9 protein-coding genes are annotated in these 10898 nt (G+C 75.0%); 5 read left to right on the plus strand and 4 right to left on the minus strand.

The annotated features are described in order from the left end of the window. Nucleotides 1–104: 104 nt before the first annotated feature. Nucleotides 105–1436 (plus strand): ABC transporter substrate-binding protein, encoded by a 1332-nt coding sequence (locus ACIOFR_RS08685; RefSeq protein ID WP_400993677.1) that lies wholly within the window; start codon nt 105–107, stop codon nt 1434–1436. A gap of 96 nt (nt 1437–1532) precedes the next feature. On the opposite strand, the gene ACIOFR_RS08690 is transcribed toward ACIOFR_RS08685, so the two are convergent. After that, complete coding sequence (locus ACIOFR_RS08690; RefSeq protein ID WP_400993679.1) at nt 1533–2723, minus strand: hypothetical protein; 1191 nt, start codon at nt 2721–2723, stop codon at nt 1533–1535. Nucleotides 2724–2888: 165 nt separating this feature from the next. Beyond that, nucleotides 2889–4265 (minus strand): transcriptional regulator, encoded by a 1377-nt coding sequence (locus tag ACIOFR_RS08695; RefSeq protein ID WP_400993682.1) that lies wholly within the window; start codon nt 4263–4265, stop codon nt 2889–2891. Nucleotides 4266–4585: 320 nt separating this feature from the next. Here ACIOFR_RS08695 and ACIOFR_RS08700 point away from each other — a divergent pair, with 320 nt between their 5' ends. After that, the gene (locus ACIOFR_RS08700; protein ID WP_400993684.1) at nt 4586–5275 is read left to right on the plus strand and encodes a bifunctional DNA primase/polymerase; all 690 of its coding nucleotides are present in this window, start codon (nt 4586–4588) and stop codon (nt 5273–5275) included. A 746-nt stretch (nt 5276–6021) separates the two neighbouring features. Here the strand turns inward: ACIOFR_RS08700 and ACIOFR_RS08705 are convergent. Further along, nucleotides 6022–6714, minus strand: a complete 693-nt coding sequence (locus ACIOFR_RS08705) for a metal-dependent transcriptional regulator (RefSeq protein WP_400993686.1) — start codon at nt 6712–6714, stop codon at nt 6022–6024. A 199-nt stretch (nt 6715–6913) separates the two neighbouring features. On the opposite strand from ACIOFR_RS08705, the gene ACIOFR_RS08710 reads away from it, so the two are divergent. From ACIOFR_RS08710 to ACIOFR_RS08720, 3 genes are all read left to right on the plus strand, one after another. After that, a complete protein-coding gene (locus tag ACIOFR_RS08710) occupies nt 6914–7663 on the plus strand; it encodes a sugar isomerase domain-containing protein (RefSeq protein ID WP_400993688.1) in 750 nt (249 codons plus the stop codon). A 188-nt stretch (nt 7664–7851) separates the two neighbouring features. Beyond that, nucleotides 7852–8790: a DUF4231 domain-containing protein gene (locus ACIOFR_RS08715; protein WP_400993690.1), complete on the plus strand. Its 939-nt coding sequence runs from the start codon at nt 7852–7854 to the stop codon at nt 8788–8790. A 177-nt stretch (nt 8791–8967) separates the two neighbouring features. Next, nucleotides 8968–9831 carry an alpha/beta fold hydrolase gene (locus tag ACIOFR_RS08720; RefSeq protein ID WP_400993693.1) on the plus strand — a complete coding sequence of 288 codons (864 nt, stop codon included), beginning with the start codon at nt 8968–8970 and terminating at the stop codon, nt 9829–9831. A 65-nt stretch (nt 9832–9896) separates the two neighbouring features. Here the strand turns inward: ACIOFR_RS08720 and ACIOFR_RS08725 are convergent, their stop codons facing one another. Continuing rightward, nucleotides 9897–10859: a 2-hydroxyacid dehydrogenase gene (locus ACIOFR_RS08725; protein ID WP_400993696.1), complete on the minus strand. Its 963-nt coding sequence runs from the start codon at nt 10857–10859 to the stop codon at nt 9897–9899. Nucleotides 10860–10898 lie beyond the last annotated feature (39 nt).

The raw sequence follows: 10898 nt of genomic DNA on the forward strand, positions 1-10898 counted from the left end.
CCGTTCGTATTCCGGTCCTCTCCGCGTGCCCGCACGGGTCGAGGCTGGCCGGGCCGAACGGGCGCACGGCGCTCGGAGGCAGCTACCCGGGAGGGCACAGCATCATGACGCGGACCGGATCAGCCGACCGCCCACGACCGATCGACCACCGGCCCGCGGCCACCGCGACGGCCTGTCCCGGCCGCAGACGCCGCACCACCGGCGCGCTGGCCGCGGCCGCCGCACTGCTCCCCGTCCTGCTCGCCGCCTCGGCCTGCGGAGGCCCGGCCGACGCCGCCGCCGCGGGCCGCTCCGAGCTGACCGTGATGACCTGGGCGCCGTCCGGCACCGGCTCCGCCGACCGGCCGGGCATGACCGCGCTCGCCGAGGCGATCGGCCGGGAGATCAACGGCAAGGGCGGCCTGGACGGCCGCAGGCTGCGGGTGCTCACCTGCAACGAGCAGAACACCGCCGACGGCGTCGCGGCCTGCGCCCGGCAGGCGATCGACGCCCACGTGGTCGCGGTGATCGGCTCCTACAGCCAGTACGGCACCGACTTCATGCCCGCCCTGGAGCGGGCCGGCATCCCCTACCTGGGCGGCTACGGGATCTCCTCGCCCGAGTTCAGCAGCCCGCTGTCCTACCCGGTGGCCGGCGGCAGCCCCGCGCTGATCGCCGGCAGCGGGCGGCAGCTGGTCGAGGCCGGCTGCAAGACGGTCTCGCTGATCCGCCCGGACACCCGCGCCGGCGACACCCTGGTCAACTACCTGAACGGCGCCCTGAAGCCGGCCGGCGTCAGGCTGACCGACGTCCCCGCGCCGGAGAAGTCCAACGACTACAGCGACTACGCCCGCCGGGCCATCGGCGACGACCGGGCCGGCAACTGCGTGATCAGCGCGCTCGGCTCGGAGCCGACCTCCAACCTGCTCGACCCGTACCGCCGCCTCGCGCCCAAGCACACCCAGCTGGCCTCGGTGATCGGCAGCTTCCAGCAGTCGGTGGTCGACTCCACCGGCGGCGACGCCGGCCCGCTGCGGGGCGCCTTCGCGACCGGCTGGTACCCGGCCGAGTCCTCCAAGGTGTGGGACGCGCTGCGCTACACCGCCCGCACCCACGGCACCGGGGACGCGCTGATCGACGTCGCCGACCCCGGCGTGCAGACCACCTGGGTCGCCTACGAGGTCTTCCGGCAGGCCGCCGCCCGGGCCGACCACGGCAAACCGCTGAGCTCCCGCACGCTGCGGGCCGTGCTCGACGGCGGCGAGCCGATCGAGACCGGTGGTGCCACCCCGCCGCTCAGCTGGGGCCTGACCAACATGCTGCCGAGCGCGGACTCGCCGCGGCTGGTGAACACCTCGGTGACCTTCCAGCAGGTCCAGGGCGGACGGCTGGTCGAGCAGCGGCCCGGTTTCGTCGACGTCCGCTGGGTGCTGGCCGGAGGCAAGCCCCCGGCGTGAGAGCGCGGACGCCGGGGGCTCGTCGGAGCGGCCCCGGGGGAAGCCGAAGGGGCGGTGCGGCCGGGAGGGCCGCACCGCCCCTTCGGGCGTCCGGGGTCAGAGCTCGCTCTTGTCCTTGTTCGGCAGGCCGGTCTGGGCCGCCACGGCGTTCCACAGCTCGGAGGCCTGGGTCTTGGCGGTGGTCGCCGCGCCGCTGGCCGAGTTGCCGTTCTTGGCGTGCTGGTTCTCGGCCTGCTTGGCCGGGTCGCAGGAGGCGATCGAGTCGCCGGCCCAGGCCGCGTACTCCTTGTCGGCCGTGGAGGAGGCGCTCCAGGCCTTCTGCAGCTGCTCGACCAGCTGCGGTCCACCGGTCAGCTTGTCCACCTTGAGGCCCCCCAGCTCGGCGACCAGCTGGTCGCGCTGGCCCGCCGCCGCGGTCAGCGCGGCCTGCGCCTCCGGCAGCTTGTCGCACTTCTGCACCGAGGAGACCGCGCCGATCACCGCCTGGCGGCTGGCGCTGGCCTTGCCCAGCAGCTCGGACATCGCCTTGGCCTGGGTCTGCGTCTGCGGGTCCACCCCGCCCGCGCCGGCGGTGGCGGGCGCACTGCCGGACTGCTTGGCGACCGGCGGCTGGGCGCTCTTCTCCTCGTCCCCGCCGCTCATCAGCACGGCGACCAGGAGGCCGGCGGCCACGCAGCCCGCCACCACACCGCCGATGATCAGCTTCTGCGAGGGCCGCCGGGCCGGTCCCCGACCGGGGTCGGCGGCCGGGTACCCGGGCTGCTGGGGGACACCGGGCTGCTGCGGGACACCGAACTGCTGCCCGCCGAAGGTCTGGGCGCCCTGCTCGTGCCCGCCGAAGGTCTGCTGGCCGCCGTACGACGGCTGCTGCTGCCCGTAGCCGGGCTGGCCGCCGTAGCCGTCCGCAGCGCCGTACGCCGGCGGCTGCTGGGGCTGGCCCGCCGGCGCGGGGTAGGCCTGCGGCGCCGGGTAGCCCGGCTGAGCGCCCGCCTGCAGCTGCGGCAGCCCGTTGCCGATGCTGGGCTCGCTGCGCGGGTACGGCGGCAGGAACTGCGTCTCGGGCGCCGGATCGCCCTGCGGGGCCGCCACGGGCCCGGGCTGCTGCGGAGCACCCCAGTACTCGGGGCCGCCCCCCGGAGCCTGCTGCTGGGGCGGTACGCCCTGCGGCTGGCCCTGCTGCTGGGGCGGCACGGCCTGCGGATCGCCCTGCGGTCCGGCCGGCTCCGGCCGGAACAGGTCGTCCATGTTGAAGTCGTTCGAGCTGGAGTACGAGCGGCGCTGGCTCACGCGGGTTCCTCACCTGTGCACGGCCCTGGGTCGGCCCGGGCCTCTCGGTTCCTCCGCGCGCTCGCTGACGGCGGACCACAACTGCTGAGCCACGCTACCGGTTCACTGCCGATGATGACTACGTGGGCAGGCGTTCTCACCCCTGCCCACGGCTCGCGGGGCCGGTCAGGCCGCCTCGCCCTCCGTCCTGGCGTGGAACTCGCGGACCGCCCGGTGGGCCCGGTACGGCTCCAGCCGGCTGCGGAAGTCGTCCAGGTACTCCACGCCGCGGTTCGACCGCAGACCGCTCAGCAGCCGGACCGCCTCCGCGCCGGTCTGGCAGGCGCGCTCCAGATCCCGTTGCTGGAGCTGCGCGGTGGCCAGCAGCACCAGGTCGACCGCGCGGCGGCGGACCCGGTGCGCCGGGTGCAGTTCGAGCGCGGTGCGGGCGTAGTGCTCCGCCTTCTCCCCCTGCTGGAGGTCACGGTGACAGTGCGCCAACTCGTCGGCGAGGTAGGCCTCGTCGAAGTGGACGATCCAGTCCGGGTCGTCCTCGGGGTTGCGCCGCTCCATGGCCGCCAGGGCCTTGGCCGCCACCGCCTCGCACGCCGCGCTGTCGCCGAGCAGGGCGTGCCCGCGCGCCTCCGCGGCGTAGAACATCGCCATCGCGGTGGGGGTGGCCACCGACCGGGCGCCCTCCTGGGCGGCGCGGGCGAGTTGGGCGATCTCCCGGGGGTTGCCGAGGGTGGCCGCCAGGTGACTCATCGAGGCCGCCAGCACGTAGCCGCCGTACCCCCGGTCGTCGGCGGCCTGGGCGAGCCGCAGCGCCTGGATGTAGTACCGCTGCGCCAGACCGGGCTGGGCGGTGTCCACGGCCATGTACCCGGCCAGCTCGGTGAGCCGTGCGACGGCCCCGAACAGCTGGCGGCCGGTCTCCTCGCGGTAGGCGCCGCCGAGGAACCCGGAGACCACGCTGTTGAGGTAGTGCACCACCACCGGGCGCACGTGCCCGCTGCCGAAGCGGTGGTCCAGGTCCACCAGCATCTGCGTGGTGGCCCTGATCGCCGCCACGTCGGCCAGACCGACCCGGGTGCCACCGGTGCGGGCCACCACCGGGTCGGGCGGGGTGATCAGCCAGTCCCGGCTGGGCTCGACCAGGGCGGAGGCCGCCACGGCCGCCCCCGCCAGGAAGTCCCGGCGGCCGACGTCGCTGCGCCACAGCTCGCACACCTGCTCCAGCGCGGCCGGCAGGTTGGCGGCGAACTGCAGGCCCACGGCGGAGCTGAGGTTCTTGCCGTCGGCCATCCCGATCTCCTCGACCGTGACGCCACGGCCGAGTTTGCGGCCGAGCGCCTCGGCGATCACCGCCGGTGCCTGGCCGCGCGGTTGCTGCCCGCGCAGCCACCGGGCGACCGAGGTCTTGTCGTACCGCAGATCCAGTCCGTGCTCGGCGCCGCACAGGTTCACCCGGCGGGCGAGGCCCGCGTTCGAGCAGCCCGCTTCCTGGATGAGCTGCTGCAGACGCTCGTTGGGCTCTCGTGCGACGAGTGCTCTCGCGGCCATTGGGCTTCGCCTCCCCTACGCCACCCCGGCCCTGGGCCGACGCGCGTACGACTCTGGTGCTAGCTTGCCGATGCGCCGACCGGCAGCGGCATGGGCCCCTGCCGGGGTACGGCGACACCAGCGCAATACCCACGGTGACGGGTCCACTCCCCTTGCGCCCTGCTGAATGCCCCAGTGCGCCCCTCCTGCGCCCGTTACGGGGTTCGGCCGAAGCGGCCTGAAATCGTCCACCTCACCGGTACGGGTGACATCTCCCGCTCCGCGCTGACCCGCCCCCGGCGCGCCCGTAACCCCACTCACCGACGGTAGTTGAGCAGCACGTGGAAGACACCCCAGGAGCCCCTGAGCAGGGCCTGCCCCCGCTCCTCATCGAAGCCGTCAGTTACGCGGAGGACCGACACTGGGAGGTCGTCCCGGGCACGTGGCTGATCGACGGCGACGGCCCGGCCCGCTGCTCGTGCGGTGAACGGTGCGAGCTGCCCGGCGCGCACCCGGTCGGTGAGGACTGGCGCCGCCGGGCCAGCGCCGGCCCCGGTGTGGTGCGCCGCTGGTGGACGGAGAACCCGGACGCGTCGATCCTGCTGCCCACCGGGCGCTCCTTCGACGTGCTGGACGTCCCGGAGGTGGCCGGCTGCCTGGCGCTGGCCCGGATGGAGCGGATGAGCCTCCAACTCGGCCCGGTGGTGGCCGTGCCGGCCTCCGCCGGACAGGTCGGGCGGCGGCTGCACTTCCTGGTGCTGCCCGGGGTGCAGGCCAAGCTCCCGGAGATGCTGCGCACGCTCGGCTGGGGTTCGGGGCGGCTGGACCTGTCCGCCCGCGGCGAGGGCGACTGGATCGTCGCACCGCCGTCCCGGATCGGCCCCTACAGCTTCGCCCAGTGGGCCCGGCCGCCGTCCGCGCTCAACCGCTGGCTGCCGGACGCCGCCGAGCTGATCAACCCGCTGGCCTACGCCTGCGGCCGGGAGGCCCCCGCCGCCCGTTCCGTACGGCAGCCCGCGGCGGTGCGCTGACCGCCCGCCGCCGCCCCGAACGGGCGCCCCTGCACCCCATCGGGTGAGGGCGCGCTCCGCGCGACACCCCGCGCGCATCTGACGGGCCTTGTCTCCCACCGGAGGCGGGGCCCGTCAGACGCATGTCGGGATAAGAGACGGGTGTACCCGGTGATCGTCCGAAGAAGCCCCTCGTACGAGTGACGGCGCTCAAGGATTGCGGTGATCTGCCGAGTGGGAGGAATTCCTGCGAGAGGGGCGATCGAGACGGAAGGGAGAACGACAGCCGGGAGCGAGGGGGTGCAGGACTCGCAGGACCAGGGAGTCGCAGGACCGGGGGGTCGCAGGCCGGGGGCGGTGCCAGAGGGGCGTTCGGACGGGGAAGCCGAACGCGGCGCCGGTGTCGGGGAGGGTCGCGGTGCCCACCGAGCTCGGGGTGGTCGGGGACCGCGGCGGCAGGGAGGGAACAGGGTGGGAGCAGGGGTGGGAGCGGCCGGGGCCCCGCCCGGGGGGGGGGCCGGCCCGCCCGCCCGGTAGCCGCGGGGGGGGGGGGGGGGGGGGGGGGCCGGGGGGGGGGGGGGGGGGGGGGGGGGGGGGGGGGGGGGGGGGGGGGGCGCGGGGGGGGGGGGGGCCCCCCCCCGCCCCGCCCGGCCTGTACGGCGCGCGATCGGCGCCGTCGCGGGACGGGTGCGGCTACCGGGCCGGGTAGCACCCCGGGTACGAGCCCGGGCGGGAGCGCAGGGGCCGCGGGCGGCCCCCGGCGGCCGTCAGCTCTCGGCCACGAACACGTGCCCGGCGATCTCCTTCGGCAGCTCCACCGCGTTGTCGCCGCCGCCGACCAGCACCCCGGCCAGCCCGGCCGTGACCTGTACGACCGCCCCGGGGCGCACCCCGGCCCGGCGCAGCGTCAGCATGAGCTCGCCGTCGGTCTGGATGGGCTCGCCGATCCGGCGGACCACCACGGTGGTGCCGTGCTCGCCGACGGCCAGCGCCTCCAGGGTGGTCAGCGCGGCGTCGAAGCCCTCGCCCTCCGCCTTGGTGTCGCCCAGCTCGTCCAGGCCCGGGATCGGGTTGCCGTACGGGGACTGGGTGGGGTGGCCGAGCATGGCGAGCACCTTGCGCTCGACCGTCTCGCTCATCACGTGCTCCCAGCGGCAGGCCTCCTCGTGCACCTGCTCCCACTCCAGGCCGATCACGTCGACCAGCAGGCACTCGGCGATCCGGTGCTTGCGCATGACCCGGACGGCCAGCCTGCGGCCCTCCGCGGTCAGCTCCAGGTGGCGGTCTCCGGCGACCTGGAGCAGGCCGTCGCGCTCCATCCGTCCGACGGTCTGGCTGACGGTGGGGCCGCTCTGTTCCAGCCGCTCCGCGATCCGGGCGCGCATCGGGGTGATGCCCTCTTCCTCCAGCTCCAGAATGGTGCGGAGGTACATCTCAGTGGTGTCGATCAGACCAGACATCGCCCCTGGCTCCCGTTCCTCGGTGTCTCCACCGCCAATTCTGACGTACCGGAGTGACAACCGGTGCCGCCGGACGGCTATGCCCTGCGGTTTTGGTGCCTGTTGACAGGGGAGCCGGCCAGGCAGCACGGTGCTGGCCAGATCTTTCTCCAGACGCGGTCTGGACCACCGGACCGCCTCGCGCCCTGATGGAGTTCCGATGACCGACCTGGTCGGGCAGTACTTCGACGCCGCCGTCGCCCACCTCCAGCGGGTACGAACGGAGGAGGCCGGGAACATCGAGGCCGCCGCCGAGCTGTTGGCCGAAGCGGTGGCGGACGGTCGCCGAATCTTCACCTTCGGCGCCGGGCACTCCTCGCTGGCCGCGCAGGACGTGGTCTACCGGGCCGGCGGCCTGGTGGTGATCAACCTGCTGAACGTGCCGGGGATGACCGGGGTGAACGTGATGCCCGCGCCGCTGGGCAGCGCCCTGGAGCGGGTCTCCGGGCTGGCCACCGCCACCCTGGACCTGACCCCCGCGCGCGGCGGCGACCTGCTGTTCCTGATCTCCCTCTCCGGCCGCCAGGTGATGCCCGTCGAGCTGGCCCGGCACGCCCGGGACCGGGGGATGCGGGTGGTCGGGGTGACGTCGCTGGCCTATCCGGGCGAGGTCTCCTCCAACCACCCCTCGGGGACGTTCCTGAAGGACAACTGCGACGTGGTGCTGGACAGCAAGATCGCGGTCGGCGACGGTGAGCTCTCCCACCCGGCGGCGGGGGTCCCGTTCGGCTCCGTCTCCACGATCGTCACCAGCGCCCTGATGCAGTCCGTGGTCGCCTCGGCGGTCGGCCGGCTGGCGGAGCGCGGGATCACTCCCCCGCTGTTCCGCTCGGGGAACGTGGACGGCGGCACCGAGTGGAACGCCAAGGTGATGGCGGACAACGCGGACCGCATCCTGTACGCGTACTGAGCCGCGTAACCGGCGCCGGGCCCGCGCCGCGTGCCGGGATCCGTCCCGGCGCGCCCGGCCGCGGCCGCGAGGCGTATCCCGGCCCGGCCCCGGGCAGGATCCAGCTGTTCGGTATCCAAGTATCCGTGGGCGGCGGGGCGACCCGGGGGGTCAGCATGGCGGCGGGGGCGGCGCGATCGATCGGCTGGGTGCGCGAGGACGAGCTGCTGCCCGAGATCTTCTGGGCCTCGGACTCCGCCTCGCTGCAGGGGCAGCGGCGCTCCGTCGCACTGTCCCGCTGGGAGCTGGTGCTGCTGGTGGTGGCCGCGGCCACCGGTTCCGCCGACGGCGACCTGTGGGCCTGGACGGCCGCCTTCGCCTACCTGCTGACCCTGGCGATGGCCACCGTGGCGGCCCGGCAGAATCCGCAGCGGCTCTGGTACGACGGCCGGGCGATCGCCGAGTCGGTGAAGACGCTCTGCTGGAAGTACGCCGTCCAGGCCGATGCCTACCAGCCGCCACCGAAGAAGCTGCCGGACGCCGAACGCCTGTACGACGTCCAACTGAAGGGCATCCTCGGGGAGTTCGACACCGCGCAGGTGATCCCGGAGATGGCGCGGATGGACGACGACCTGCAGACCTGGCGGGAGCCGGCCCATCACCCCCAGATCACCGAGATGATGACCCGGCTGCGCGACCAGCCGCTGCAGGTGCGCCGCGAGGTGTACCTGCGCGAGCGGGTGCAGGCCCAGCGCGAGTGGTACCGCAGCAAGGCCCAGCGCTGCCGCAACGCGGCCCGGCGGGCCGGGCGGCTGGCGATCGTGCTGCCGCTGCTCGGGCTGACGCTGGCGGTGCTGCGCGCCCTGGGGTGGTTCAGCTACGACGCGCTGGGCACGGTCTCGGCGGTCGCGGCCTCGGTGTCGGCCTGGGCACAGCTGCGCCAGTACCGGCCGCAGGCGGCCGCGTACGGGCTGGCCGCGGACGAGCTGGCCAAGGTGGAGGCCCAGTTGACCCAGCTGAAGCTGGACTCCGAGCAGGCCGAGGACTACTGGGCCCGGCTGGCCCGGGACGCCGAGGACGCCATCTCCCGGGAGCACACGACCTGGCAGGCCCGCCGCGAGGTGCGCGGTCTGGACGTGCCGAACTGACCCCCGCGCGGGGCGCGGCGGGCGGTCCGGGGCGGGCGGTCCGGGGCGGGCGGTCCGGGGCGGGCGGTCCGGGGCGGGCGGTCCGGGGCGGGCGGTCCGAGTGAGTGATCCGCGTGAGTGGTCCGAGTGAGTGGTCCGGGCAAGTGGTCCGGGCAAGTGATCGGGAGGAAGCCGGTGGTGGCACGGACGGTCGAGGCACCGGGCGGACGTGCGCTGGCGGTGGAGGTCTCCGGGGACCCGCAGGGCAGCCCGGTGTTCCTGCTGCACGGCACGCCGGGCAGCCGGGTGGGCCCGGCGCCGCGCAGCAGCGTGCTGTCCCGGATGGGGGTGCGGCTGATCTCCTTCGACCGTCCCGGCTACGGGGAGTCGGACCGCCTGCCGGGCCGCCGGGTGGCCGCGGCGGCCACGGACGTGCAGGCGATCGCCGACGACCTCGGTCTGGAGCGCTTCGCGGTGGCCGGGCGGTCGGGCGGCGCCCCGCACGCGCTGGCCTGTGCGGCGCTGCTCGCCGGCCGGGTGACCCGGGTGGCCGCGCTGGTGAGCCTGGCGCCGCGGAACGCCGAGGGACTGGACTGGTACGGCGGGATGACGCCGTCGAACGTCCGGGAGTACCGGCAGGCGGAGCGCGGGCTGCTGCGGATCGCCGACGCCTTCCAGCTCAGGTCCCGGGTGATCAAGCGCGACCCGGTCCGGCTGATCAAGGACCTGGTGCCCGAACTACCGCCCACCGACCGGACGGTGGTCACCGATCCGGGGATCCGCCGGATGCTGCTGAGCACCTACCGGCAGGCCTTCCGCTACGGCGCCTTCGGCTGGATCGACGACGTGCTGGCGTTCACCACCGACTGGGGTTTCCGGGTGCAGGACATCCGGGTGCCGGTGCGGCTGTGGCACGGGGCCGACGACCAGTTCTCCCCGGTGGACCACTCGCGCTGGCTGGCCGACAACATCCCGGGCGCCGAGCTCTACCTGGAGCCCGGGGCGGCCCACTTCGGGGCGTTCGAGGAGATGGCCTCGACGCTCAAGTGGCTGGTCGGGTAGGGCTGGAGCGCACCCGGCCCGCGGCCGCCCAGCCCGCCGGAGCGCACCCGGGCCCGCGCGGCCGCTCAGCCCACCGGGGTGAGCGGCGGCCCGCCCGCCAGCACGGCGAGCACGTTGTCGACGGCCAGCCCACCCATGGCCTGCCGGGTCCGGACGGTGGCGCTGCCGAGGTGCGGGACGAGGACGGCCCGCTCCTGCGCGAGCAGGTCGGGATGGACGGCCGGCTCGTGCTCGAAGTTGTCCACGGCGGCGCCGAACAGGTGCCCGGAGGCCAGCGCCGCGGCCAGCGCCCGCTCGTCCACCACGCCCGCGGTCATGCTCACCACCACGGCGCCGGCGGGCAGTTGGGCGAGCCGCTCGGCGTCCACCAGGTGCCGGGTGGCGTCGGTGAGCGGGCAGGTCACCACCAGCACCCGGGACTCGGCGAGCAGCCGGTCCAGCGGGAGCGGGCGGGCCCCGGCCTCGCGGTCCGCGGGGAGCCGGCTGCGGTTGTGGTAGGCGACGGGCATGCTGAAGCCGGCCGCGCGGCGGGCCACGGCCTGCCCGATCCGGCCCATCCCGAGGATGCCGAGCGGCGTGCCGGTCAGCTCCATCCCGAGCATGAAGGTCGGCGCCCAGGCCCACGGCTGCCCGGAGCGCAGCAGCCGCTCGCCCTCGCCCAGGCGGCGGGTGGCGGCCAGCAGCAGGGCCCAGGCGAGGTCCGCGGTGGCCTCGGTGAGCACCCCGGGGGTGTTGCTGACCAGCACGCCGCGCTCGGCGCAGGCGGCGAGGTCGATGTTGTGGGTGCCGACCGCGTGGTTGGCGACGATCCGCAGGTCCGGACCGGCCGCGGCGAGGAACTCGGCGTCCACCCGGTCGTCCAGGGTGGTGATCACGGCGGCGCGGCCGGGCAGTGCGGCGAGCAGCTCGGCCCGGGCCATCGGCCGCTCGCTGTCGTGCCGGGTGACGGCTTCCGGTGCCAGCCGGTCGAGGACGCCCTCGGCGAGACGGCGGGTGACGAGGACGGGGGGTGTCACGGTCTGGGTCATCAGGCCCGCAGGCTACACCGCCTGCGGGCCCGACCGGCC

The organism is Kitasatospora sp. NPDC088346, assembly GCF_044740765.1.
Lineage (GTDB): Bacteria > Actinomycetota > Actinomycetes > Streptomycetales > Streptomycetaceae > Kitasatospora.

What these genes read in the sequence shown, in the direction of transcription:
- ACIOFR_RS08710 (WP_400993688.1), top strand. Translation starts at nt 6,914, where the DNA reads ATGACCGACCTGGTCGGGCAGTACTTCGACGCCGCCGTCGCCCACCTC.
- ACIOFR_RS08705 (WP_400993686.1), bottom strand. Translation starts at nt 6,714, where the DNA reads ATGTCTGGTCTGATCGACACCACTGAGATGTACCTCCGCACCATTCTG.
- ACIOFR_RS08725 (WP_400993696.1), bottom strand. Translation starts at nt 10,859, where the DNA reads ATGACCCAGACCGTGACACCCCCCGTCCTCGTCACCCGCCGTCTCGCC.
- ACIOFR_RS08685 (WP_400993677.1), top strand. Translation starts at nt 105, where the DNA reads ATGACGCGGACCGGATCAGCCGACCGCCCACGACCGATCGACCACCGG.
- ACIOFR_RS08695 (WP_400993682.1), bottom strand. Translation starts at nt 4,265, where the DNA reads ATGGCCGCGAGAGCACTCGTCGCACGAGAGCCCAACGAGCGTCTGCAG.